General features: G+C 66.7%; 24 protein-coding genes. 15 read left to right on the plus strand and 9 right to left on the minus strand.

The features are described 5' to 3' along the window. Positions 1-47 precede the first annotated feature (47 nt). Positions 48-251, plus strand: coding sequence for a DUF1127 domain-containing protein (locus HMPREF2924_RS28310; RefSeq protein WP_003096877.1), 204 nt, complete (start codon positions 48-50; stop codon positions 249-251). 55 nt (positions 252-306) lie between these two features. Here the strand turns inward: HMPREF2924_RS28310 and wbpZ are convergent, their stop codons facing one another. From wbpZ to rmd, 8 genes are read right to left on the minus strand one after another with little or no spacing between them, the layout of a single operon-like run. Then, positions 307-1,452: a D-rhamnosyltransferase WbpZ gene (gene wbpZ, locus HMPREF2924_RS28315; protein WP_004364722.1), complete on the minus strand. Its 1,146-nt coding sequence runs from the start codon at positions 1,450-1,452 to the stop codon at positions 307-309. Then, positions 1,453-2,580 (minus strand): glycosyltransferase family 4 protein, encoded by a 1,128-nt coding sequence (locus tag HMPREF2924_RS28320; RefSeq protein WP_003102573.1) that lies wholly within the window; start codon positions 2,578-2,580, stop codon positions 1,453-1,455. It abuts the gene before it with no gap. Continuing rightward, a complete protein-coding gene (locus HMPREF2924_RS28325; RefSeq protein ID WP_003110353.1) occupies positions 2,564-3,946 on the minus strand; it encodes a glycosyltransferase family 4 protein in 1,383 nt (460 codons plus the stop codon). Before HMPREF2924_RS28325 ends, HMPREF2924_RS28320 begins: the two co-directional genes overlap by 17 nt. Then, positions 3,943-5,208 carry an ABC transporter ATP-binding protein gene (locus HMPREF2924_RS28330; RefSeq protein WP_004364725.1) on the minus strand — a complete coding sequence of 422 codons (1,266 nt, stop codon included), beginning with the start codon at positions 5,206-5,208 and terminating at the stop codon, positions 3,943-3,945. Before HMPREF2924_RS28330 ends, HMPREF2924_RS28325 begins: the two co-directional genes overlap by 4 nt. After that, positions 5,208-6,005: an ABC transporter permease gene (locus tag HMPREF2924_RS28335; RefSeq protein ID WP_003096887.1), complete on the minus strand. Its 798-nt coding sequence runs from the start codon at positions 6,003-6,005 to the stop codon at positions 5,208-5,210. The genes HMPREF2924_RS28330 and HMPREF2924_RS28335 overlap by 1 nt, the downstream gene beginning before the upstream one ends. After that, a complete protein-coding gene (locus HMPREF2924_RS28340) occupies positions 6,005-7,444 on the minus strand; it encodes a mannose-1-phosphate guanylyltransferase/mannose-6-phosphate isomerase (protein ID WP_003096889.1) in 1,440 nt (479 codons plus the stop codon). The genes HMPREF2924_RS28335 and HMPREF2924_RS28340 overlap by 1 nt, the downstream gene beginning before the upstream one ends. A gap of 3 nt (positions 7,445-7,447) precedes the next feature. Beyond that, on the minus strand, positions 7,448-8,419 hold the full coding sequence (gene gmd, locus HMPREF2924_RS28345; RefSeq protein WP_003096890.1) for a GDP-mannose 4,6-dehydratase: 972 nt from the start codon (positions 8,417-8,419) through the stop codon (positions 7,448-7,450). Next, positions 8,416-9,330 (minus strand): GDP-6-deoxy-D-mannose reductase, encoded by a 915-nt coding sequence (rmd, locus tag HMPREF2924_RS28350; protein WP_003096892.1) that lies wholly within the window; start codon positions 9,328-9,330, stop codon positions 8,416-8,418. Before rmd ends, gmd begins: the two co-directional genes overlap by 4 nt. 407 nt (positions 9,331-9,737) lie before the next feature. Between rmd and HMPREF2924_RS28355 the strand changes: the two genes are divergently transcribed. From HMPREF2924_RS28355 to HMPREF2924_RS28400, 10 genes are all read left to right on the plus strand, one after another. After that, positions 9,738-11,366 (plus strand): glycosyltransferase, encoded by a 1,629-nt coding sequence (locus tag HMPREF2924_RS28355; protein WP_004364729.1) that lies wholly within the window; start codon positions 9,738-9,740, stop codon positions 11,364-11,366. Continuing rightward, positions 11,360-12,661 (plus strand): glycosyltransferase, encoded by a 1,302-nt coding sequence (locus tag HMPREF2924_RS28360; RefSeq protein WP_004364733.1) that lies wholly within the window; start codon positions 11,360-11,362, stop codon positions 12,659-12,661. The genes HMPREF2924_RS28355 and HMPREF2924_RS28360 overlap by 7 nt, the downstream gene beginning before the upstream one ends. Continuing rightward, positions 12,658-13,521 (plus strand): class I SAM-dependent methyltransferase, encoded by an 864-nt coding sequence (locus HMPREF2924_RS28365; protein ID WP_003114110.1) that lies wholly within the window; start codon positions 12,658-12,660, stop codon positions 13,519-13,521. The genes HMPREF2924_RS28360 and HMPREF2924_RS28365 overlap by 4 nt, the downstream gene beginning before the upstream one ends. After that, positions 13,518-14,660 (plus strand): acyltransferase family protein, encoded by a 1,143-nt coding sequence (locus tag HMPREF2924_RS28370; protein ID WP_004364736.1) that lies wholly within the window; start codon positions 13,518-13,520, stop codon positions 14,658-14,660. Before HMPREF2924_RS28365 ends, HMPREF2924_RS28370 begins: the two co-directional genes overlap by 4 nt. Further along, complete coding sequence (locus HMPREF2924_RS28375) at positions 14,654-15,490, plus strand: class I SAM-dependent methyltransferase (RefSeq protein WP_003110361.1); 837 nt, start codon at positions 14,654-14,656, stop codon at positions 15,488-15,490. The genes HMPREF2924_RS28370 and HMPREF2924_RS28375 overlap by 7 nt, the downstream gene beginning before the upstream one ends. Positions 15,491-15,652: 162 nt before the next feature. After that, the gene (locus HMPREF2924_RS28380) at positions 15,653-15,865 is read left to right on the plus strand and encodes a DUF1127 domain-containing protein (protein ID WP_003096905.1); all 213 of its coding nucleotides are present in this window, start codon (positions 15,653-15,655) and stop codon (positions 15,863-15,865) included. 95 nt (positions 15,866-15,960) lie between these two features. Beyond that, complete coding sequence (locus tag HMPREF2924_RS28385; RefSeq protein WP_003096907.1) at positions 15,961-16,278, plus strand: DUF2388 domain-containing protein; 318 nt, start codon at positions 15,961-15,963, stop codon at positions 16,276-16,278. Between the two features lie 124 nt (positions 16,279-16,402). Continuing rightward, positions 16,403-16,696, plus strand: a complete 294-nt coding sequence (locus HMPREF2924_RS28390; protein ID WP_003110362.1) for a DUF2388 domain-containing protein — start codon at positions 16,403-16,405, stop codon at positions 16,694-16,696. A gap of 43 nt (positions 16,697-16,739) precedes the next feature. Then, a complete protein-coding gene (locus tag HMPREF2924_RS28395; RefSeq protein ID WP_003114112.1) occupies positions 16,740-17,060 on the plus strand; it encodes a DUF2388 domain-containing protein in 321 nt (106 codons plus the stop codon). Next, a complete protein-coding gene (locus HMPREF2924_RS28400; RefSeq protein ID WP_003110363.1) occupies positions 17,057-19,015 on the plus strand; it encodes a DUF7844 domain-containing protein in 1,959 nt (652 codons plus the stop codon). Before HMPREF2924_RS28395 ends, HMPREF2924_RS28400 begins: the two co-directional genes overlap by 4 nt. A gap of 104 nt (positions 19,016-19,119) precedes the next feature. On the opposite strand, the gene HMPREF2924_RS28405 is transcribed toward HMPREF2924_RS28400, so the two are convergent. Next, positions 19,120-19,539, minus strand: a complete 420-nt coding sequence (locus tag HMPREF2924_RS28405) for a GFA family protein (RefSeq protein ID WP_003110364.1) — start codon at positions 19,537-19,539, stop codon at positions 19,120-19,122. Positions 19,540-19,606: 67 nt separating this feature from the next. Here HMPREF2924_RS28405 and HMPREF2924_RS28410 point away from each other — a divergent pair, with 67 nt between their 5' ends. The 4 genes from HMPREF2924_RS28410 to HMPREF2924_RS28425 all read left to right on the plus strand — a co-directional run. Beyond that, a complete protein-coding gene (locus tag HMPREF2924_RS28410) occupies positions 19,607-20,551 on the plus strand; it encodes an AEC family transporter (protein ID WP_004364743.1) in 945 nt (314 codons plus the stop codon). Continuing rightward, a complete protein-coding gene (locus HMPREF2924_RS28415; RefSeq protein ID WP_003102543.1) occupies positions 20,548-20,910 on the plus strand; it encodes a DUF2388 domain-containing protein in 363 nt (120 codons plus the stop codon). Before HMPREF2924_RS28410 ends, HMPREF2924_RS28415 begins: the two co-directional genes overlap by 4 nt. A 279-nt stretch (positions 20,911-21,189) precedes the next feature. After that, entirely contained in the window at positions 21,190-22,494 is a 1,305-nt protein-coding gene (locus HMPREF2924_RS28420) for a CitMHS family transporter (protein WP_003110367.1), read from the plus strand. 20 nt (positions 22,495-22,514) lie between these two features. Then, on the plus strand, positions 22,515-23,098 hold a 584-nt coding region (locus HMPREF2924_RS28425; RefSeq protein WP_049331158.1), incomplete at its 3' end, for a TerC family protein.

Genomic DNA, 23,098 nt, shown 5'->3' on the forward strand with positions numbered 1-23,098 from the left:
CACTAGCAACCTGACTACCCACCACAAGTGGGAAGGATCGACACATCATGGAACGTACCCTCGGTTCCAACACTTTCGACATCGCTCGCTCCAACCGCCGCAGCAGCAGCCTGCTGGGCACCATGAAACTGTGGCAGCGCCGCATCCAGAGCCGTCGCCAGCTGGCCCGCCTGGACTCCCGCCTGCTCGCCGACGCCGGCATCAGCGAAGCCCAGCGCTACGCCGAGCTGAACAAGCCGTTCTGGCGCTAAGCGATACTGTAACGCCCCGGTTCGGCCCAGCCTGAACTGTACCGTAGGCCGCTCCTTACCGAGCGGCCTTCACGTATCTGGAAGAAGCCTTTTCCTCCAGCAGTTCACGGTACAGCTCGCTCCAGCGACGCCCCATCTCTTCGGCGGTGAACAGTTGCCGATAGCGGGCCTCCGCGTTCCTGCCCATTTCCTCCGCCTGCTGCGGATGCTCCCAGAGCCAGCGCATCGCTTGGCGAAACGCGGCCGGCTGGCTGGGCGGCACGACCAGGCCGGTCTCGCCATGGATATTGATGTAGCTGGTGCCGGTGCCGATCTCGCTGGAGATCATCGGCTTGCCGTACATCGCGCCCTCCAGCAGGGAAATGCCGAACGCCTCGGAACGCAGGTGCGACGGAAAGACCATGGCGTAGCTGAGTTGCAGCAGGGCGACCTTGTCCTCGTCGTCCACCCGCCCGAGGAAGTGCACGTTGCGCAACCCCAGCGCCGCGGCCTGGGCATACAGCTCGGCCTGCAACGGCCCGGCACCGACGATTACCACCGGGTAATCGGTGCCCTGCAACGCATCCAGCAGGATATGCAGGCCCTTGTAGTAGCGCATCACCCCGACGAACAGGAAGAACCGCGGCCCGAGTTTCTCTCGCCAGTGCTCCAGACGCTGTGCCGCAGGCTTCGGGTAGCCGTCCTTGTCCAGGCCGTAGGTGATCACCCGGGTCTTTTCCCGGTACTGGCGGAGCACGTCGCTGGTACTGAAGTAGTTGGGCGAGGCTGCGACGATGCGATCCACGCTGTGGAGGAAACGACTCATCAGCGGCCGGTACAGTTTCAACAGGACGCGCTGGCGGATGATGTCCGAATGGTAGGTGACCACGCTCGGCTTGTTCATACCGGTGAGGAAATGCACCAGGTCCATGAACGGCCAGGGGAAGTGGTAGTTGACCACGTCCGCCTCTGCCGCCAGCTCGCGGAACTGCTTGAACACGCTCAGGGAAAAACCGGTGGAGGCGAGCTGCAGGTCGAGCCTGGCGCGATGCACCACATGTCCGCCGAAGGGCACGACAGGCGGATGCGGGTCGCTGCTCAGGGTCAGGACGTGGTTGTCGATCCCCCACGGCCCGCTGCTCTCGCAAAGCTGGAAGATCACCTGTTCGATCCCGCCTACCGTTTCGCTCAGGTAGGTCTTGTAGAAGTGCAGTACCCGCATTCAGCCCTCCACGGCACGACGATAGGCTGCAGCGGTGAGATTCGCGCAACGTTTCCAGGAAAACTGCTCCGCCCGTCGCAGGCCGGCTTCCCGGCAGCACTCCCAGTAGACGGTATCCTCGGTCATGCGGACCAGCATGTCAGATAGCCCATTGGCATCATCCGGGTCAATATAGCTGCCCGCCTCGCCGGCCACCTCCGGCATTGCGGAGAGTCGCGTGAGCAATACCGGCGTGCCGCTGGCCATGGCTTCCAGCACAGGCAGGCCGAAGCCTTCGTAGATCGAGGGGAAGACCAGCGCCCGAGCGCCCGACATCAACTCGGCGACCCGCTCGTCCGGCAGGTAGCCGAGCAGCCGCACCGTCCCCGAAGCCAGCGCCTGGCGCAGTTCGTCGTCAAGCGAGCGACTTTCCCATCCCGGCATGCCGACGATCATCAGCGGAAAACGCTGGCGGACCGCCGCCGGCAGTTGCCCATGGGCGCGCAGGGCCAGCGACAGGTTCTTGCGCGGTTCGAGGGTTCCTACGCAGAGGAAATACCCGCGCGGCACCAGGCCATGCGCGCGCAAGGGCTCGCGCAGGGACTCCCGGTCCCGCGGACGGAACCGCGCGGCATGGCCGAGGGGCGCCACCACGAAGCGCTCGCGCGGCAGGCCGAAATACGCCTGCGCCTCGTCGGCGATCGCCTGCGAGTCGGTCAGGATCAACCGGGCCTTTTCCATCCCGCGCGCCAGCCGGCGTTCTATTTCGCGCAAGCGGGCGGCGGGTTGCGTCGCCGGATAATGCAGGTGGGTCAGGTCGTGCAGGGTCATCAACATCGGCCCGTCGAAGTCCAGCGGCCAGAGACTGGGCTCATGGTAGAGATCGACCGGCGGCCGACCGCTATCGAAACGCCGCTGCTCCAGCCAGCGTCGTGCCCGGTAGGCTCCGGGCAGGTTGCGCAGCCAGGGCGACAGACGCGAATAGCCGGGCAGCGCCGCCGCCGGCAGGTCGCCGCTCCAGCCCCAGCCATGGAACAGGGAAAACTCGAAGTCCGCGTGCGCCTGCAACGCGCCCAGCAACTCGACCAGGTAATGTCCGATGCCGGTCCGCGGCGCCTGGAGAATCCGTGCGTTAACCGCAATCCGCATGTACTGCCTCGCCATGCGTCGGGGCCTTGCCGAGGGCGAGCAGGATCCGCGCGATCAGTTGCCGACTCGCTTCGTGCCAGCCGATCCAGCGCCATTCGCCGACCGGTCGCTCGGCCGGGAACTCGCCCGTGGCTTCGAAGCGGGTGACCAGGTTCGCCAGGGTCTGCGGATCGGCAAGGTCGAAGTAGGCCATGAATTCGCCGCCGATCTCGCGGAACACCGGGATGTCGCTGCCCATCGCCGGCAGGCCGCGCTGCATGGCCTCCACCAGCGGCAGGCCGAAACCTTCCACATAGGACGGGAAGACCAGCGATGCGGCATGGGAGTATGCGTACTCCAGGCTCTTGTCGGAGAGGTCGTTGAACATGAACAGGCGCTTGTTCAGCTCCGGATGCTGCCGCACCCGTTCCACCAGCGCCTCGCACTTCCAGCCGATGCGTCCGGCGATGCACAACCGCACCTGCGAACCCTGGGCCCAGGCGCGCTCGAAGGCATCCAGCAGGTAACCGTGGTTCTTCCGCGGCTCGATGGTGCTGACCATCAGGAATACCGGCGCCTTGGCCTTGAACATGCGCAGCAGGTCGGGCTCGACGGAGGCGCCGTCCTCCACCAGGTCCAGCTCCGAACCCAGGTGGAAATAATCGAACCAGCGTTGCGCGACCTTCTCCGGGCCGATGCGCCGCAGCATCTCCGCGCGCACTTCGTCGCGGATGGTCTCGGAAATCGCGACGTAGCCGTCGGCGGTGGCCGCGATCCAGTCGAACCAGTGGTTGAACACCTTGACCAGGCCGGCATCGCAGAATTGCGGATGGGTCAGGGGAATCAGGTCGTAGATCACCGAGACGATGCCCACGCCCTCGCTCTTGAGGCGTTCCGCCAGCGGGAAGAAATCGGCGTGCCAGGAGGAGTCCAGCAAGACCAGTTGGTCGCCGGCCCGATGTTCGAGCGGGGTCGCGCGCACGGGTGCAGGCTGCTGCTTGCCGAGGATGCGGTCGAGCAGGCGCAGCGGAATGCTGAGGAAGGCGAAGGCGAACAGGCGGCAGGCTACATAGAGAAGGCGCCGGGCCCACGGCGAGGAACGGAACGGGCGGCGCTTTTCCAGGGTGCGCTGGCCCAGCCAGAAGTAGTTGGCGGCTCGCTCCACCAGGATGCGCAGGCGTACCAGCGGCGAATGCGGCCGTGGGTCCAGCGGCGCCAGGCTGTGGACCTGATACAGGGTGCCGTCGAGCATTGCCACCGGGATGCACTCCACCGTCTCGTCGGCTTCCGGCAACTCGCGGATGACGTTGCGCACCACCCGCTGAATACCGGAATTGACCTTGGGATGCTCGAACACATAGGTGCATTCGACCAACAGACGCGTCATGGAGTGCTCTCCGTGGAAGTGGGGTCCAGAGCCACCTCGCCGGAGCGGCTGATATGGATTTCGGCGCCCAGCCAGGAGCAACCGACGAAGTCTTCCTGGCGGTTGTTGATGACATGGAAGACCAGGCCGTAGTCGCGCCATTCGAAGTTGCGGTCCAGGTGCGAGTCCAGCCGCGACAGGCTCAGCGCCACCGAGTAGTGCCCCTTGCCCAGGCGCATGTCGAAGGCGAAGCGGTAGGTGATGCGCTCGCCGGCCTTCAGGTCGGTGAGGGCCTTGTCCAGGCGGTGGGTATTGATCCCGTACATCGGCTGGCCGAGGCGGTCCTTGATCATGAAGCCGAGGATCAGCCGCTCGATGTCCTGGCGAACCTCGACCTCGACTTCCAGCGTCACCGCCTGGCCTACCTCGACCACCTCCAGCGCGCGCTGCCGCTGGTCGACCATCCGTACGTCGAGGATCGCTGCCTCGCCAGTGCCGGAAATCGTCCGCACCTGGCCGTCGGCGAGCATTTCCTGGCGCACGGTCTGCCCCTCGCGCTCGGCGAGCAGGGCGTTGTAGTAGTCCATCACTTCTTCCGGCCGCCCGCGCATGGCCATCCGTCCCTGCTCCAGGAGGATCGCGGAGTCGCAGATGGACTGGATCGCCGAGCGGTCGTGGGAAACGATCAGCAGGGTGGTGCCGGCCTTGCGGAAACTGCGGATGCGCTCGAAGCTCTTGTGCTGGAAATAGGCATCGCCAACCGACAGGGCCTCGTCGACGATCAGGATGTCCGGCCGCCGGGCAGTCGCCACGCTGAACGCCAGGCGCATCTGCATGCCGCTGGAGTAGGTGCGCACCGGTTGCTCGATGGCCTCGCCGATTTCGGCGAAGGCCTCGATATCCGGCATCAGCGCCTGGATTTCCTCGACCTGCATGCCCAGCAGTTGCCCGGCCATGAAGACGTTCTGCCGGCCGGTGAAGTCCGGGTGGAAGCCCATGCCCAGCTCGAGCAGCGCGGCGACCCGGCCGGCCACGCGGATCTCGCCGCAGGTCGGCTGGGTGGTGCCGGCGATCATCTTCAGCAAGGTGCTCTTGCCGGCGCCGTTGACCCCGACGATGCCGACCGCTTCGCCCGGCTCGATGGTGAACTCGACCTCGCGCAGGATCCAGTGCAGGTGGTGGCGCGAAGGGCTGAAAGGCACCAGCCATTCGAACAACCGGCTCCAGCGATTGGGATACTGCTTGTAGGCCTTGCCGAGGCCGGATACGCGTATCTGTCCCATCAGAGTTCATCCACCATTTCGCCGACCCGCTGGCGGAACAGACGCAGGCCGAGCGCGCACAGCAGCAGCGCCAGCAGGGTGATCGGCAGCAATGAAGGCCAGTCCGGCCATTGCCCGTGGAGGAACAGCTGCTGGTAGCTGCGCATCAGCGCGGTCATCGGGTTGAGTTCGATCAGCGAGCGGATACCCTCGGGCAGGATGCCGATCGGATAGACGATCGGCGTCAGCCAGAACCAGAACTGCAGGCAGATGCCGAACAACTGGCCGACGTCGCGGAAGAACACGTTGAGCACCCCGAGGATCATCCCCAGTCCCGCCGCGAACAGCACCTGGATCGCCAGCAGCGGCACCAGCGCGAGCAATGCCGCGCCCGGCAGGCGCCCGCTGAGTGCGAGAAAGCCGAGGAACAAGGCGAGGATGATGGCGAAATTGACCCCGGCGTTGAGCAGTACGATGACCGGCAGGCAGATGCGCGGGAAGCTGATCTTCTTCAGCAGGTTGGCGTTCTCGATGAACATGCTCTGGCTGCGCGAGGTGATTTCCGCGAACAGGCCCCAGGTCAGCAGGCCGGCGCAGAGATAGACGCTGTAGGCCAGGCCGTCGTCGACCCCCGGCAGGCGCGCGCGCATCACCTGGGAGAAGATCACCGTGTAGACGACGATCATCGACAGCGGATTGAGCACCGTCCACAACGCGCCGAACAGCGACCCGCGGTAGCGCGACTGGAACTCGCGCTTGACGCTGCCGAGAACGAAGCCACGATAGCCCCACAAGGAACGAGACAAGCCAAGAAGCATCAGACCACCCTGCCGTACTGGTCCTCGAAGCGGACGATGTCGTCCTCTCCCAGGTATTCGCCGCTCTGCACCTCGATCATCACCAGGTCGATGACCCCCGGGTTTTCCAGGCGATGCCGGTGGCCCGCGGGAATGTAGGTCGACTCGTTGCTGTTGACCAGCCGCGCGCCATCGCCATTGGTGACCCTGGCCATGCCTTGCACCACGATCCAGTGCTCGCTGCGGTGATGGTGCATCTGCAGCGACAAGCGCTCTCCCGGCCTGACCACGATTCGCTTGATCTTGAAGCGCGGCCCTTCCTCGAGGACGGTATAGCTGCCCCAGGGACGGTTGACGGTCCGATGCAGCCGATAGGCCTCGTGCCGCTCGTCCTTCAACCGCTGCACCACCCTGCGCACCTCTTGGACCCGGTCGGCGCGGGCGATCAGCAGCGCATCGGAAGTATCCACCACGACCAGGTCGTCGACCCCGACCGTGGCGACCAGGCGCCCGTCGCTCTGCACGAAGGTGTTACGGGTGTCGACGAACAGGGTGTCGCCGCTGCCGCGATTGCCCTCTGCGTCCGCGTCGAGCAGCGCGCTCATCGCGCCCCAGGAACCGATATCGCTCCAGTCGAAGGCCGCCGGCACCACGGCGACCCGCGCGGAGCGCTCCATCAGCGCATAGTCGATGGAAATGTCCGGCAGCGCGGCGAAGGCTTCGCCCGCCAGCTCATGCTGGATGCCATCGGCCATCTTCACCGCCGCACTGGCGGCCAGGCAGGCCCTGGCCTGCTCCAGCAGGGCCGGGGCATGCTGCGCCAGCTCGTCGACCAGGGTCGAGGCCGTGAAACAGAACATCCCGGAATTCCACAGGAAACCGCCACTTTCCACGTAGCGGCGGGCGGTTTCCTCATCGGGTTTCTCGACGAAGCGGCGCACCTTGGCCGCCCCCTGTTCGTCCAGCCGGTCGCCCAGCTCGATATAGCCGAAACCGGTTTCCGCTGCGTCCGGCACCACGCCGAAGGTAACCAGGTGCCCGGCGACGGCGAGACGCGCGGCATGCCCCACCGCCTCGCGGAAGGCCTCCTCGTTGCGGATCAGGTGATCCGCCGGCATCACCACCAGTACCGCCGCGTCGCCATGTTCGGCTTGCAGCGCCAGGGCGGCGACGGCAATCGCCGGAGCGGTGTTGCGCCCGGTCGGTTCGAGGATGAAATGTCCTCGGTGCCGCCCCAGGCGGGCTGCCTGGAACTGGTCCTTGCTCTGGAAGTAATGCTCGCGGTTGGTCACCGTGACGATTTCGCCATGCCCGGCCAGGAGCCCGGCGGCACGTCGGTAGGTCTTGCCCAGCAGGGTCTGGCCATCGGGCAGGCGCATGAACGGCTTCGGCTGTCCTTCACGCGACACCGGCCACAGGCGGGTACCGGCGCCGCCGGAAAGCACCACGGGAATCAGCATGGCTTACTCCCGGGAAACGCGTCGCAGGTCCGCCTCGACCATCATCCGGATCAGCTCGTCCAGGCTGGTCCTGGGCTTCCAGCCGAGCACACGCTGGGCCTTGGCCGGATTACCCAGCAGCACATCGACCTCGGCGGGCCGGAAGAACGCCGGGTCGATCTTGAGGAAGTCGCGGTAGTCCAGGCCCACATGCTCGAAAGCGATCTGGCACATGTCGCGCACGGTGGTAGTGACACCGGTGGCCACCACGTAGTCGTCGGCCTTGTCCTGCTGCAACATCAGCCACATGGCTTCGACGTAGTCCCCGGCAAAGCCCCAGTCGCGCTTGGCGTCGACGTTGCCCAGGCGCAATTCCTGCTGCTTGCCGAGCTTGATGCGGGCCACCGCGTCGGTAACCTTGCGCGTGACGAACTCGATGCCGCGCAGCGGCGACTCGTGGTTGAACAGGATGCCGCTGGAGGCATGCAGGCCGAAGCTCTCGCGATAGTTGACGGTGATCCAGTGGCCATAGAGCTTGGCCACGCCGTAGGGGCTGCGCGGGTAGAACGGCGTGTTCTCGTCCTGGCGCTCGGCCTGGATCAGGCCGAACATCTCGCTGGTGGAAGCCTGGTAGAAGCGCGTTTCCGGGCTGAACTGGCGGATCGCCTCGAGCAGGTGGGTCACGCCCAGGCCGTCGACGACGCCGGTGGTCACCGGCTGGTTCCAGGAAGCCCCGACGAAGCTCTGTGCCGCCAGGTTGTAGACCTCCTGCGGCTGCGCCTTGATCACCGCGCGCTGCACCGAACAGGCATCGGCCATGTCGCCGTCCTCGTACTGGATATCGCCTTCGATCCCCAGTTCGCGCAGGCGCCAGCGCGTGTCGCTGCTGCGCCGCGCCACCAGGCCGTGGACCCGGTAGCCCTTCTCCAGCAGCAGCTTGGCCAGGTACGCTCCATCCTGACCGGTGATCCCAGTTACCAGTGCACTTCTTGTCATTCTTCTCGTACCCGTGACTCCCAGTCGGACAGGATCGCCCGCAGGGACTGTTTTATGGTTATTTCAGGCTTCCAGCCCGTGGCGTCGTGCAGTCGCGCATGGCTGCCGCGAACCCGACGCTGTTCCGCCCGGCGCATCCGGGCAGGGTCCTGAACGATTTCCAGCTCGACCTGGGCGATGTCCGCCAGCAGTTCGATCAGCTCGCGAATCTTCTGCTCCTGCCCGGAACAGACGTTATAGACGGCGCCCGCCTCGCCGTGGGAGAGCAGGCGCAGATAGGCTGACAGCACGTCCTGGACATCGAGGAAATCACGGCTGACGTCGATGTCCCCCACTTCCAGCCGATTGGCCTGCAAGCCTTGCTTCATCCGGGCGATCTGCCGCGCGGCGCTGGCGATCACGAAGCTGTCCTTCTGCCCCGGCCCGATATGGTTGAACGGCCGCGCCACCAGCACCCGCCAGCCTTCGGTGATACCCCACTGCAGGCACAGCGACTCGGCCGCCAGCTTGCTGACCGCATAGGGATTGCGCGGGTGGGGGATGAGTTCCTCGTGGATCGGCAACGCCGCCTCGGCCACCTGGCCGTAGACGTCGCCGGAGCTGATGTACAGGAAGGTACCGGAGAAGCCCCGCGCCTTAAGCGCCTGGAGCAGGTTCAGGGTGCCAAGGAGGTTGATCTGCAGGGTCCGCGCAGGATCGCGGAAGGCCTCCGGCACATAGGTCTGCCCGGCCAGGTGGATGACCGCATCCGGCAGCTCCGGCCAGAGGTCGCCCAGCGAATCCGGCTCCAGCAGGTCGTAACGATGCGGTACGGGAAGGAGCGCCCACGGCGTGTGGGCCGCTGCCAGATAAGCTTGAAGATGCTTGCCTACGAAACCGGAGAGCCCGGTGACGAACAGACGCTGAGTCAAGGAAGCGGGCCTTTTATCTGATGCTACGCTCGGCGACGCTCTTCCTAGGAATACGACGTTCCAGAGGTCATGCCGGATAGCGTGTTGTTCTGATTATCGCGCTCCAATCTGTGCCAAGAATGCGCCGATTTCAACCGCTTATTCGTGACCGGTAGGTTCTCACTCGAACGGCATGACGTTTTCTCCGTCAGCCTTCACGTTTTTGCGAAAGGTATGTTTAGAATGCCTCTCGATTTCGTGCTTGACTGCCTCCTGTGCTGTTGGTCGAACAGGTCGCGGTCGTGATAACAGAACAAGAACACGATGGGTCGACCAGTCCGCCGGGAAGGCTTCCGCACAACGAAGCAGCGCCTGGCCTCGCTCATCACCACCAAGCTGTCGAACGGGCAGTTTCATCACGAGATGCCATGAATTTCATCCTTTACTCGGATATCAACGAGCGCTCGATCGGCCACAACCTCGGTCGCCCCGAATACAGCTACTACTTCGTCCTCAAGGCCTACCGGCCAATCCTCGAATCGCTGGGACAGGTCCACCTGGTACAGAGCACGGACGAAGTCGACCCGCTCTACCGGCAACTGCATGAACAGGGCGAAGACTGCCTGTTCCTCTCCTTCACCCCGCCGCACAAGGCGGCGCGGGACCTGCAATGCCCGATGCTGTGCGTGGTCGCCTGGGAGTTCGAGTCGATTCCCGACGTGGCGTGGGACGGCGATCCGGCGCAGGACTGGAGCCAGGTCCTGGCCGGCCATGGCGCAGCCATCACCCTCTCCGAGCAGACTGCCCACGCGGTTCGCCGGGTGCTGGGCGAAGATTTTCCGGTGCTGGCGCTGCCGACGCCGATCTGGGAGGAGTTCGCCGCGATCCGCCAGCAAGGCGAACGGAATCCGGTCAAGTCCGCCGAGACCCTGCAACTCAAGGGCTGCGTCATCGACAGTCGCCTGCTGGGCCTTTCCGCCGACGGCCTCATCGCACCGATCAGGGAAGAGACCGAGGATGAGATCCTCGAGGTCCTCCCCGAGACGCCCGCCGAGCCCGAGCCCGAACCGGTCCCTGAGCCAGAACCAGAGCCAGAGCCGGTTCCTCTCGACTGGAGGCGCCGACTGGTCATCAGCAAGCACTACCTGCTGCTGTGGTACCGGGAAGCCGTCAGCGACCTGGTACCCATACCGGTACGCCGCTGGCTGTTCCGTCACCTGCGCCGGCCGCTGCCGCCCCCGCCAACGGCGCTGGAAACGCTGCCGGAGCCATTGCCCCAGGCCACCGAGCCGATGCCGCCCGCCGAACCCGAGCATCCGCCGGCGCTGCTGCCGGACGTCGACCAGCACCAGCAGGTCGTCGTGGACGGGGTGGTCTACGTCTCGGTGTTCAATCCGCTGGACGGGCGCAAGAACTGGCATCAGTTGATCACCGCCTTCTGCTGGGCATTCCGCGACACCAGCGATGCCACGCTGGTGCTGAAGATGACCCAGAGCGACCTGACGACCTACCACGTCGAACTGCTCACCCTGCTTTCCCAACTGTCGCCGTTCGCCTGCCGGGTCATCGCCCTGCACGGCTATCTCGACGCCGCGGAGTACGCCCGTCTGTACGGAGCCGCCAGCTACTACGTGAACGCCTCGCGCTGCGAAGGCCTGTGCCTGCCGCTGATGGAGTTCATGTCCTGCGGCACCCCGGCGATCGCTCCGGACCATTCGGCGATGGCCGACTACATGGACGCCCAGGTGGGCTTCGTGGTCCGCTCCAGCCAGGAGCCCGCGGCCTGGCCGCAGGATTCGCGCCGGTTGTACAGCACCCGGCGCTACCGGCCGAGCTGGGAGTCCCTGAAGGAGGCCTACCTGGAGAGCTACCGGGTGGCCCGGGAACAGCCGGAGCGCTATCGGCAGCTGTCCACCGCGGCCAACCAACGCATGCGCGGCTACTGCGCCGGCGACGTGGTCCGCCAGCGCCTGGAACCCTTCCTTTCCGCTCGCAAGGCACCCCCTGCGCCCGGCGTCGAACTGGCGGCCACCGCCACAGGCAACGTTCCATGCTGATCATCATCCACTCCGAGACCAACAAGACCACCATCCGGCAGAACCTCGGGCGCCCGGAGTACAGCTATTACTTCGTCCTCAAGGAATTCCGTCCGCTGCTGGAAGAGATCGGCCAGGTGGTCGAAGTCAGCGATCCCGACGAACTGGTGGACCGCCTCTACCACGACTGCCGCAAGCGCGGCGAACCCTGCGTCTTCCTCTCCTTCTCGCCGCCCCATCGCACGCCGATCCACCATGCCTGCCCAACCATCCCGGTGTTCGCCTGGGAGTTCAGCACCCTGCCCAGCGAAACCTGGCACGGCGAACCGCGCCACGACTGGCGACACGTGCTGCGCCACAGCGGACGGGCCATCACCCACTCCAGCTTCACGGTCGACGTGGTGCGCGCCGCCATGGGTCGCGACTACCCGGTACTGAGCGTGCCGGCGCCGGTCTGGGATCGCTTCGCCAACCGCGCCTCGCAGCAGGCGGGCCGTCCCGAAGCCCGGGATGTGCGCCTGCGCCTGGACGGCCTGCTGGTGGACAGCCGCCAGCTGGACCTGGCCGTCCATGCCGACCCCGAGCCCTCGGCGGAGGTCCTGGCCCTGCCGGACCGCGCGGCGAAACAGGTCGAGCTGAGCCTCGACGGGGTCATCTACACCTCGGTGTTCAACCCCTACGACGGGCGCAAGAACTGGCAGGACATGATCAGCGCGTTCTGCGCCACCTTCCGCGACGAGCCCGACGCCACCCTGGTGCTGAAACTGACCCACCACAACGTCGGCGAAGCGCTGGCCGACATGCTTCACCACCTGTACAAGAACCAGTCCTACCGCTGCCGCATCGTGCTGATCCACGGCTACCTCGCCGACCCGGACTACGAGCGGCTGGTCGAGGCCACCAGCTACGTGGTGAACACCTCCTACGGCGAAGGCCAATGCCTGCCGCTGATGGAATTCATGTCCAGCGGCAAGCCGGCCGTGGCTCCGCGCAATACCGCGATGATCGACTACATCGACGCCGACAACGCCTTCATCGTCGACTCCTCGGAAGAAGCCACCGCCTGGCCCCACGACCCGCGTGCGGCCTACCGCACGCTGCGCTACATCACCGACTGGGAGTCGCTGTGCCGGGCCTACCGGGCCAGTTTCGAGGTCGCTCGCCAGGAACCGGAGCGCTACGCACGCATGTCCGCGCATGCCAGCGCCAGCCTCGAACGCTTCTGCAGCCGCAAGCTGGCCGTGGAGCGCCTGCGTCGCTTCCTCGACGAAGCGGCACAAGGCGACCCCGCCGACTTGCAAAGCATCCCGGCATGATCCGCGCCCTGCTCCAACGCTGGCGTTCCCGTCCCGCTGCGGCGAGCGAACCGGTGTCGCCACGCATGTGCGGTCTGCGCGATGCGGTGCTGGATGGCTGGTTCCGCAGCGAAACCGGCGAACTGCTCGCCGGCTTCGCCATCGGCGCCCAGGACACCCTGCTCGATCTCGGCTGCGGCGAAGGCGTCGCCACCCTCTTCGCCGCCCGCCAGGGCGCTTCGGTGATCTTCACCGACAGCGAGGAAGACAAGGTGCGGAGCCTGGCGCAGCAGGTCGAGGCAGTGGCCCGGCGGCCCTTCACCGGCCTGGTCAGCGACAGCGACCCGCTGCCGCTGCGCGACGCCTGCGCCGACAAGCTGGTGTGCATGGAAGTGCTCGAACACGTGGCCAACCCAGCGCGGGTGATGGCCGAACTCGTGCGTCTCGGGCGCCCTGGCGCGCAGTACCTGCTGAGCGTGCCGGACCCGGTCGGCGAACACCTGCAGCAGGGCATCGCCCCGGCCGACTACTTCCGGGCGCCCAACCACATCCACATCTTCTCCCGCGACGACTTCGCGCGCCTGGTGCAGGACGCCGGGCTGGTCATCGAGCACCGCCAGGCCAGCGGCTTCTTCTGGGTGATGGGCATGATCTTCTTCTGGGCCAGCGAACGGGCCGCCGGCCGTGAGCTCGGCGGCGCCGTCCGCGACCGTATCCAGCCGCCCTACCCGGCGCTGATGGAAGACTGGGCACGGCTCTGGGAAAACCTCCTGGCCCGTCCCGACGGTCTGGAGATCAAGCACCTGCTCGACCATTTCATGCCCAAGAGCCAGGTGATCATCGCGCGCAAGCCGCTCGACCCCGGATCGTCGCGGACATGAGCGGCAAACGCATCCTCGACATCGAACTGTTGCGCGGGCTGGCCGTGCTCGGCGTGGTATTCCACCATCTGCACGGCAACCTGTTCAGCGGCTCCCCGGCACTGCTGGACGGCATCAACCAGCGCGTCCAGTTCTGGTGGGGCGTGGACCTGTTCTTCGCCATCTCCGGCTTCGTCATCGCCCGCACCCTCATCCCGCAACTGCGCGAGGCGCCCACACGCCAGGCATTCTGGGAACAGGCGCGGTACTTCTGGATCCGCCGCGCCTTCCGCCTGCTGCCCTCGGCCTGGCTGTGGCTGGCGCTGATCCTGGCCTGTTGCCTGCTGCTGAACCGCTCCGGAGCCTTCGGCAGCCTGTCGGCCAACCTCGCGGCGAGCCTCGCCGGTTTCCTCCAGGTCGCCAACTTCCGCTTCGCCGACAGTTTCTACCGCTACGAATACGGTGCCAGCTTCGTCTACTGGAGCCTTTCCCTGGAGGAACAGTTCTACCTCCTGCTGCCGCTGCTGATCCTCTGCCTGCGTCGCTACCTGGGCTGGGCCCTGCTGGCGCTGGTGCTGGTCCAGTTCTTCAGCCTGCGCACGCCGCTGCTGATGGTGTTGCGCACCGACGCCCTGGCCATCGGCGTACTGCTCGCCCTCGCCTCCCTGCAGCCTGGCTATGCCCGCTGGAACCCCACCCTGCTGGGCCGCGCCTGGAGCGGGCCGTTGCTGCTGGTCGCCGTGGCCGCGGCCCTGGGCGTGCTGGCCAGCGAAGCGTACAGCCTGGTCGCCGTGCGGATCGGCGCCATCGCGCTATTGTGCGGACTGCTGGTGTGGATAGCCTCCTACGACCGCGACTACCTGCTCTCCAACGGGCCGCTGAAGCGCTTGCTGGTCTGGGTCGGCGCGCGCTCCTATGCGATCTACCTGATCCACATCCCGGCGTTCTATCTCAGTCGCGAACTCTGCTTCCGCCTGGGCTGGGACGCCGGCGAGCGGCCCCTGTCGCTGCTCGGCACCAGCCTGGTCCTGATCGTCGTACTCAGCGAGTTCAACTACCGCTTCGTCGAGAGCCCCTGCCGCGACCTGGGCTCCCGCCTGGTCAAGCGCCTGAGCGCCGCCCGCCGCGTCGCCACCACTTCCGGAGCCACCTCATGCTGAACTTCCTCAAGAAGATCGTCTCGCCGCCCAGCCCCGTCGCCGAGCCCGTCGCCGCGCCACCCGCCCCTGCGCCGGTCGACCCGTACATGCTCGGGTTGCGCGACGCGGTGCTCAGCGGCTGGTTCAACCAGGAGACCGACGAGCTGTTCAGCGGCTTTCCGATTTCCGCCAAGGACACCGTGCTCGACGTGGGGTGCGGCGACGGCGGCAACGTTCATTTCTGCGCCATGCGCGGCGCTCGCATCATCATCGCCGACATCGACGCGGAAAAGATCGCCAGGACCCGCGAGCGCCTGGCCGATACCCCGGCCCGCGAACTGGAATGCCTGGTCAGCGACTGCGACCCGCTGCCCCTGGCTGACGCCACGGCCACCCGGGTGGTCTCCACCGAGGTCATCGAGCACGTCGACGATCCGCGGCAGTTCCTCGCCGAGCTGGTACGGGTCGGCCAGCCCGGCGCACTCTATCTGCTCAGCGTGCCGCATCCCACGTCGGAAGACCTGCAGAAAGACTTCGCCGCCGACGAATACTTCCGCAAGCCCAACCACATCCGCGTGCTCGGCGAGGAGCAGTTCGCCGCACTGGTGCGCGAAGCCGGGCTGGAAATCCTCAGCCACAGCCGCTACGGCTTCTACTGGTCGCTGTGGATGCTGCTGTTCTGGGAGGCCAAGGTCGATTTCGGCAATCCCGACCATCCTCTCCTCGAACACTGGGCCAGGACCTGGCAGGCGCTGCTCGACTCGCCGCGCGGCCCGGCCATCAAGCAGGCCCTGGACGCCGTGGTCGCCAAGAGCCAGGTGATCATCGCGCGCAAGCCCGCCCAGGCGTAGAGCCACCGGAACAGTTCCGCTACAGCCGGGCGGAACAGTTGCCGGGGCCACCGAACTGTTCCGTCCAACTCCCGCGTGGTTGCCCCTGAGCAAGCCAGCGGTCCCGGCGCATCATGAGGTTCCACACCCCGCCCCCATCCCCGGGATGGGAAGGAACGCACGATGAGGACATCCCCGCACCCGCACGCCGGGAGTTCCAGCGGTCTCCCGGCTGCCCATCCACATCTCGCCGCCCTGCTGGAAAAATTGAATTCCTGGCGACAAAACGCTCGATCGCGCAAGCATCTTGCGCAAATGTCCGAACACGACCTCGCCGACCTGGCGATCAGCCCGAGCGAACGCTACGTAGAGATTTCGAAACCTTTCTGGCGCTGAGCCGCTGGTGACGTGGCGCACAGTTGGTTAGTCTCAGCGTTGACACGGCCGCGCGGATGCGGCCGTCTACGCTGACTTCGTTCGGAGCAACTCACATGAAACGTCTGCGCCTGATCGGTGCCGCTGCCCTGCTCGCCTGCGCCTCCAGCGCGTTCGCCAGCAGCTTCGTGGTCACCACGGATACCCTGGTCCGCGCTACCGGCATGACCTCCAATGCCACTTCGGACATCACCAATTCCTTCCGCGACGACAAGATCGTCCTCGAAGCGCGCGACGACGCCGCCAGCTTCGTCGCCAGCCAGGGCGACATCCGCGGCTCGCACCTGGAAGCCGCACTGCGCCACATCCGTGGCAAGCTGCCGAGCCTGGCCGCCAACGACATGCAACTGGCCCAGGCGATCCTGACCATCTGAGTCGCCCGTCCCGCCGCCGCAGCCGCCCGGCTGCGGCGATGACCCGGCCGACCGGCCACACTGGCTCCGCGCCGCACATTCCGTTAGCCTTGGCGGCTGTTCCAGTCCTATTCCGCTCAACCCCATGCGTTACCGGTTCTCGTTGTTCTTCTGTTGCCTGCTGGCGCCCGCTGCGCACGCCTTCGATACCACGACGGCGTTCACCGCGAAGTCTCTTTACGTCACCAGCAAGCTGACCAGCACGCCGTTCGAGAACAAATTGTTACGCGATGCCCGGGGCGATGCGGCCAGTTTCGTCGCCAGCGATGGCAGCATCCGCGGTGCGCGCCTGGAAGCGGCATTGCGCTGGCTGCGTGTCGCGCACCCCGAGCTGGCGGCCAGCGATCAGGAACTGGCCGAAGCAATTCTTGCCCAATAGGCGATCACCACCGTTCCGGAGAACCTCCATGCGCCGTAGCTCCATGCGTCATAGCCCCCTGTTCGCCGCCCTGCTGCTGGCGCTCTGCGCCACGGCCGCGGAAGCACGCTCGGTGGTCGCGACCAGCAATATCATCGTTCGCGCCCTCGACCGCAGCATCGACTTCACTTCCGACACCACCACTTCCGTGCGCGACATGAAAGTGGTCACCGAGGCGCGCGACGACGCCGCCAGTTTCGTCGCCAGCGACGGCGCCATTCGCGGCGCCCAGCTGGAAGCCGCGATGCGGACCCTGCGCAGCCGTCTGCCGGAAGCCCGCGAAGCCTCCGACCAGGTACTTGCCGAAGCCATTCTCGCCCTGTGAGGAAGGCCTGCGCCTGGCTGCTGGCGCTGGCCCTCTGCGGAGCCGGCAACGCGACGGCGGCCCTGCGCCTGAAACTCGACGCGCCTGGGCTGGACCCTGCGCAGCGCGAGGCCAGCCAGCAACTCTTGGACGAAGCCGCGGACAAGCTGCCGCCGGCCTTCCGCGAACGCCTGGACCGCGAGATCGAGGTCGAGTGGCGCGACGACCTGCCCGCCAACGGCATGGGCCAGGCCCGTGGCCCGCAGCGCATCGCGCTGAACCGCAAGTACCTGGCCGATCTCACCGACGGCAGCGCCGCCAGCCGCCAGACCGGGCGCGTGCACGGCACCGAGCGGCGCGAACTGCTGGCGACCCTGCTGCACGAGCTGACCCACGTCTACGATCGCGCGCGCCTGTGGTCGGCGGAGGAAAAACGCGAGATCCGCCGCTGCACGCGCCAGGAAGAAACCCTCGGCCGGATCGCCCAGCCCACCGATTGCCGCGGGCAGAGCGGGCGCCGCTTCACGCTCTCCGACGACCCGCGCCTGCTCGATCTCGCCGGCTGGCCGCAGCGCGCCGGCCAGCGCGGGCGGCGCGAGGCGCACAATGGATTCGTACTGCGCAGCCCGGACGTCTACGAGCTGAGCAATCCGCGCGAGTTCGTCGCGGTGAACATGGAGTACTTCCTTCTCGATCCCAGCTACGCCTGCCGCCGCCCGGCGCTCTACCGCTACTACCAGCAACGCTTCGGCTGGGCGCCGGAACACAGCGCCTGTGCGCAGAGCTTCGCCTACCTCAACGCCGGCCGCGACTTCGGCCAGCAGCCGCTGGGCCAGCTCGACCCCGAGCGGGTCTACGAGGTCGACTACCTGCTGGCCGAGGCCAACGACAACCTGGTCAGCCGCTGGGGCCACACCATGCTCCGCCTGGTGATCTGCGCCCCCGGCCGGCCGCGTGGGCCGGACTGCCGGCTGGACCTCGACCAGCATCTGGTGCTGTCCTACCGCGCCTTCGTCGGCGACCTGCAATTGTCCAGCTGGGACGGCCTGACCGGCGCCTATCCGTCGCGCCTGTTCGTCCTGCCGCTGTCGCAGGTCATCGAGGAATACACCAAGGTCGAGCTGCGCAGCCTCGCCTCGGTGCCGCTGAAGCTGGACCGCGAGGAGGTCGCCAGCCTGGTCGAGCGCGCCGCGCAGAGTCACTGGAGCTACGACGGCCAGTACTACTTCATCTCCAACAATTGCGCGGTGGAAACCCTCAAGCTGCTGCGCAGCGGCATCCCCCGGCGACCGCTGCAAAGCCTGGACAGCATCACCCCCTACGGCGTGCTCGAGATGCTGGAGAACCGCAAGCTGGCCGATCCCAGTGTGCTCGACGACCCCAAGGAAGCCCTGCGCCTGGGCTACCGCTTCGACTCCTTCCGCGACCGCTACCAGGCGATGTTCGACGTGCTCAAGCAGCGCCTGCACATCCCCCAGGACAAGGTCGAGGACTGGCTGGCGCTGCCGGCCAGGGAGCGCCAGCCCTGGTTCGCCAAGGCCGACCTGCGCGCCAGCGCCGCGCTGCTGCTGCTCGAGCAGGCCTCGCTGCGGCGCCAGCTGCTGCTCGCCCAGGACGAGTTGAAGCGCCTGTACCTCGGCCACCTGGACAAGCCGGCCGGCGACCAGCGCCTGGAAGTGGCCGGCAAGACCTTCCAGCAGATCCTCGACGACAGCGGCTTCCTCAGTCGTCCGGCGGAACTCCTGGAGGGCGGCTACGGCCTGCCGCAGGCCGCCGAGTGGAAGCACCTGGAAGAGCAGACCCGCGAACGCCAGGCGCGGCTGCGCCGGCTCAGCGACGACCTCGACCGCGAGGTCCGCGCCCTGCTCGATCCCGAGCGCCGCGCCGAGCTGGAAGCCAACGAGGCCAACATCAAGGAGGTCGGCGCGCACCTGCGCGAGCTGCACAAGGCGGCCGGCGGGCTGATGCTGCCCTGAGGGAGGCGCCTGCAGGACGCGTCCCGGGCGCTCTTCCAGCGCCTCGCAGACGGCGGATAACGCTCTGCGTTATTCGCCCTACAGGTGCCACCTCCGGTCTTCGCTCACGGGGCGTCCGCTCCGGCGATGAACTCCTCGTCCTCTTCGGGCAACTGCGGGTCGAGGTGTAGCCATGGCAGGCGGCTGCCGACCCAGATGTGCCGGTTGGCGGGGGCGCGCTCGGGATGGTCGAGGCTGGCCACGGTGAAGTCCAGGGTATCGGCGCTGAGCCGGGTGAACAACGCCAGGTTGGCCCCGCAACGCGGGCAGAAGTAGCGCGTGCAGCTGGCCGACGAGGCATATTCCGCCGCTTCGCCCGCCAGCCAGCGGAACGCCGCGCGCGGCACCGTGGCCCAGGTGGTGACGATGCCGCCGGTGGTGCGCCGGCAGATCGAGCAGTGGCAGTGAGCGACATCGTCCAGCGGCGCGGCGACGGCGTAGCGCAGATAGCCGCAATGGCAACCGCCGGTATGGGTCTCGGGCATGGCGAATCCTCCTCGCGGGAGTGCCAGCATAAGCCGGACTTGCCCTGTGCCGCAGCCACCTCGCAAGATGAGCGGATTCCACTATCCGGGGGTGCCCGTGACCGCTCTGCTCTACTCCCTCTGGCCGCTGTTCGCCCTCATCGTCGGCGGTTACGCCCTGCGCCGCTGGGACTTTCCCGGCGAAGCCTTCTGGCCTGCCGCAGAACGCCTGAACTACTTCATCCTGTTTCCCGCGCTGCTGTTCAGCAACCTGGCAACCGCGCCGCTGGACGACCCCGGCCTGGCCCGCCAGGCCCTGGCCGTACTGCTCGGGCTCGGCGTCGCCTGGCTCGCCCTGCTGCTCTGCAAGCGCTGGCGCGGCTGGGACGCCGGGCGCTTCGGCGCCATCGCCCAGGGCGTATTGCGCTTCAACACCTATCTCGGCCTGGCCGCGGTCGGCAGCCTGTACGGCAAGCCGGGCCTGACCCTGGCCGCGCTGATGCTGGCGCTGATGGTGCCGACGGTGAACGTGATGTCGGTCTGGGCGCTGACCGCCGAGCGCGGCATCAGCCTGCGCGCGCTGCTGCTGCCGATCCTGAAGAACCCGCTGATCCTCGCCTGCCTCGCCGGCGCACTGGTCAACCTGTCCGGCGTCGGCCTGCCCGGCGGCAGCGATCGCCTGCTCAACCTGCTGGCGGTGGCCAGCCTGCCACTGGGCCTGCTGTGCGTCGGCGCGGCGCTGAAACCCCAGGAACTCGGCGGCGAAGTCGCGGCCCTTGGCTGGAACTGCGCGGCGCGGCTGCTGGCGATGCCCCTGCTGGCCTTCGCCATCGCTCGCGGGCTGGGCCTGCCGAGCATGGAAAGCGCCGTGCTGGTGCTGTTCTTCGCCCTGCCGACGGCGCCCACCGCCTATGTGCTGACCCGCCAACTGGGCGGCGACGGCCACCTGATGGCGGGCATCATCACCTTGCAAACGCTGCTTTCCGGCGCCACCCTGGTCGGCGTACTCCTCGTGCTGCAAGGAAGCCCATGACGACAGGACGCGTCGCCGCCGCCCTCACGGCGCTCTGCCTGCTCTGCCAACCGGCCTTCGGTTTCATCAAGGTGTTTCCCGAATTCGACGACGAACCCGGCGCCGCCACCTTCTTCTGGGCGGCCGTCACCACCGTCGGCCCGTTCATCGGCAGCACCGTCAGCGCACAGGAGTCCAGCGCTGACGAGGGCGACAAGCTCGTCCAGGCGCGGGACGACGCCGCCAGCTTCGTCGCCAGCGACGGTGCGATCCGTGGCGCGTACCTCCAGGCGGCCTTGCAGGTCCTGCGCCAGGCCCCGGAATACGCCGGGTACAGCGACCTGCAACTGGCCGCGGCGCTCCTCGCGCGGCAGCCCTGATCGACCACATATCCGAAATTACCCGCACGTTTCCCGCCGTTATCCAGCGAAAGCTGCCTGAAAGCTTCCCGCCGTAGCATCCGCCCACCACCGGCAGAAGACCGGTCACGACGGCGCGTCCATGAGACGCCCGCTTACCCGTACAAAAACAACAATGGTGATTGCCATGCCCCGTTCCGCACACGCCTACAGCCGCACTCCGTCCGCGCGACGCCTCCCGCCCGCCGCCTGCTGACCGCACGCCGCACGCCCGTCCGCCGTCTTCCCCGGAGTGAACCCATGCTGACCCTGCTCGCCTTCGCCATGGTGGCGACCTTCATGTTCCTGATCATGACCAAGCGCCTGTCCGCGCTGATCGCGCTGATCCTGGTCCCGATCGCCTTCGCCCTGATCGGCGGTTTCGCCGCCGGCCTCGGCCCGATGATGCTCGACGGCATCCGCACCCTGGCGCCGACCGGCGTGATGCTGATGTTCGCGATCCTCTACTTCGCCATCATGATCGACTCCGGGCTGTTCGACCCGGCGGTGCGCAAGATCCTCCGGCTGGTCAAGGGCGACCCGCTGAAGGTCTCGCTGGGCACCGCGGCGCTGGCGATGATCGTCTCCCTCGACGGCGACGGCTCGACCACCTACATGATCTGCGTGGCCGCCGTGCTGCCGTTGTACAGCCGCCTGGGCATGAGCCCGCTGGTGATGGCCTGCCTGATCATGCTCTCCAGCGGGGTGCTCAACATGACCCCCTGGGGCGGCCCCACCGCCCGCGCGGCGAGCGCCCTGCACGTCGACCCCGCGGATATCTTCGTGCCGATGATCCCGGCGATGATCGCCGGGCTGCTGGCGATCTTCGCCATCGCCTGGATCTACGGCAAGCGCGAGCGCGCCCGCCTCGGCGAGCTGCACCTGCCCACCGACCACGAGGACCTGGCGGAGATCAGCGTGTCGCAGTACCCGGAGGCGCGCCGGCCCAGGCTGCTGTGGTTCAACGCCATTCTCACCGTGGCCCTGATGGCGACCCTGATCGCCGGCCTGCTGCCGATGCCGGTGCTGTTCATGATCGCCTTCGGCATCGCCATGATCGTCAACTACCCGTGCATCCAGGAGCAGAAGAAGCGCATAGGCGCGCACGCCGAGAACATTCTCGCGGTGGTCTCGCTGATCTTCGCCGCCGGGGTGTTCACCGGCATCCTCTCCGGCACCGGGATGGTCGACGCCATGTCCAAGAGCCTGCTGGCGGTGATCCCGCCGGCGCTGGGCCCATACTTGGCGACCATCACCGCGCTGGTGAGCATGCCGTTCACCTTCTTCATGTCCAACGACGCCTTCTACTACGGCGTCCTGCCGATCCTCACCCAGGCCGCCGCCGAATACGGCATCACCCCGGTGGAAATGGCCCGCGCCTCGATCGTCGGCCAGCCGGTGCACCTGCTCAGCCCGCTGGTGCCCTCCACCTACCTGCTGGTGGGGCTGGCCAAGATCGACTTCGGCGACCACCAGCGCTTCACCCTGAAATGGGCCGTGCTGGTGTGCCTGGCGATCCTCGCCATGGCCCTGCTGCTGGGCCTGTTCCCCCTGTTCAGTAACTGACCGAGACGAGTGACCGCTTCATGGAATGGCTGACCAGCCCGGAAATCTGGATTGCGTTCTTCACCCTGACCGCCCTGGAGATCGTCCTCGGCATCGACAACATCATCATGATCTCGATCCTGGTCGGGCGCATGCCGAAGCACCTGCAGCCACGCACCCGCTTCTTCGGCCTGGCCCTGGCGATGGTGACGCGGATCCTGCTGTTGCTGTCGATCACCTGGGTCATGCGCCTGACCGCCGACCTCTTCCACCTGTTCGGCCAGGGCATCTCCGGACGCGACCTGATCCTGTTCTTCGGCGGCCTGTTCCTGCTCTGGAAAAGCAGCTCGGAGATCTACCAGGGCCTGGAAGGCGAGGAAGAAAGCGGCGAGGAACCGAAGGGTTCGGCGGGCGGCTTCATCGGCACCATCATCCAGATCGCGATCATCGACATCGTCTTTTCCCTGGACTCGGTGATCACCGCCGTCGGCATGGTCTCCCACGTGCCGGTGATGGTCGCGGCGATCATCGTCGCGGTACTGGTGATGATGCTCTGTGCCGGCGCCATCAGCGACTTCATCGACAAGCACCCGTCGCTGAAGATGCTCGCCCTGTCGTTCCTCAT

It is taken from the genome of Pseudomonas sp. HMSC063H08, from assembly GCF_001813645.1.
Classification (GTDB): domain Bacteria; phylum Pseudomonadota; class Gammaproteobacteria; order Pseudomonadales; family Pseudomonadaceae; genus Pseudomonas; species Pseudomonas aeruginosa.

What these genes read in the sequence shown, in the direction of transcription:
- HMPREF2924_RS28310 (WP_003096877.1), top strand. Translation starts at nt 48, where the DNA reads ATGGAACGTACCCTCGGTTCCAACACTTTCGACATCGCTCGCTCCAAC.
- wbpZ (WP_004364722.1), bottom strand. Translation starts at nt 1,452, where the DNA reads ATGCGGGTACTGCACTTCTACAAGACCTACCTGAGCGAAACGGTAGGC.
- HMPREF2924_RS28320 (WP_003102573.1), bottom strand. Translation starts at nt 2,580, where the DNA reads ATGCGGATTGCGGTTAACGCACGGATTCTCCAGGCGCCGCGGACCGGC.
- HMPREF2924_RS28325 (WP_003110353.1), bottom strand. Translation starts at nt 3,946, where the DNA reads ATGACGCGTCTGTTGGTCGAATGCACCTATGTGTTCGAGCATCCCAAG.
- HMPREF2924_RS28330 (WP_004364725.1), bottom strand. Translation starts at nt 5,208, where the DNA reads ATGGGACAGATACGCGTATCCGGCCTCGGCAAGGCCTACAAGCAGTAT.
- HMPREF2924_RS28335 (WP_003096887.1), bottom strand. Translation starts at nt 6,005, where the DNA reads ATGCTTCTTGGCTTGTCTCGTTCCTTGTGGGGCTATCGTGGCTTCGTT.
- HMPREF2924_RS28340 (WP_003096889.1), bottom strand. Translation starts at nt 7,444, where the DNA reads ATGCTGATTCCCGTGGTGCTTTCCGGCGGCGCCGGTACCCGCCTGTGG.
- gmd (WP_003096890.1), bottom strand. Translation starts at nt 8,419, where the DNA reads ATGACAAGAAGTGCACTGGTAACTGGGATCACCGGTCAGGATGGAGCG.
- HMPREF2924_RS28355 (WP_004364729.1), top strand. Translation starts at nt 9,738, where the DNA reads ATGAATTTCATCCTTTACTCGGATATCAACGAGCGCTCGATCGGCCAC.
- HMPREF2924_RS28360 (WP_004364733.1), top strand. Translation starts at nt 11,360, where the DNA reads ATGCTGATCATCATCCACTCCGAGACCAACAAGACCACCATCCGGCAG.
- HMPREF2924_RS28365 (WP_003114110.1), top strand. Translation starts at nt 12,658, where the DNA reads ATGATCCGCGCCCTGCTCCAACGCTGGCGTTCCCGTCCCGCTGCGGCG.
- HMPREF2924_RS28370 (WP_004364736.1), top strand. Translation starts at nt 13,518, where the DNA reads ATGAGCGGCAAACGCATCCTCGACATCGAACTGTTGCGCGGGCTGGCC.
- HMPREF2924_RS28375 (WP_003110361.1), top strand. Translation starts at nt 14,654, where the DNA reads ATGCTGAACTTCCTCAAGAAGATCGTCTCGCCGCCCAGCCCCGTCGCC.
- HMPREF2924_RS28380 (WP_003096905.1), top strand. Translation starts at nt 15,653, where the DNA reads ATGAGGACATCCCCGCACCCGCACGCCGGGAGTTCCAGCGGTCTCCCG.
- HMPREF2924_RS28385 (WP_003096907.1), top strand. Translation starts at nt 15,961, where the DNA reads ATGAAACGTCTGCGCCTGATCGGTGCCGCTGCCCTGCTCGCCTGCGCC.
- HMPREF2924_RS28390 (WP_003110362.1), top strand. Translation starts at nt 16,403, where the DNA reads ATGCGTTACCGGTTCTCGTTGTTCTTCTGTTGCCTGCTGGCGCCCGCT.
- HMPREF2924_RS28395 (WP_003114112.1), top strand. Translation starts at nt 16,740, where the DNA reads ATGCGTCATAGCCCCCTGTTCGCCGCCCTGCTGCTGGCGCTCTGCGCC.
- HMPREF2924_RS28405 (WP_003110364.1), bottom strand. Translation starts at nt 19,539, where the DNA reads ATGCCCGAGACCCATACCGGCGGTTGCCATTGCGGCTATCTGCGCTAC.
- HMPREF2924_RS28410 (WP_004364743.1), top strand. Translation starts at nt 19,607, where the DNA reads ATGAGCGGATTCCACTATCCGGGGGTGCCCGTGACCGCTCTGCTCTAC.
- HMPREF2924_RS28415 (WP_003102543.1), top strand. Translation starts at nt 20,548, where the DNA reads ATGACGACAGGACGCGTCGCCGCCGCCCTCACGGCGCTCTGCCTGCTC.
- HMPREF2924_RS28420 (WP_003110367.1), top strand. Translation starts at nt 21,190, where the DNA reads ATGCTGACCCTGCTCGCCTTCGCCATGGTGGCGACCTTCATGTTCCTG.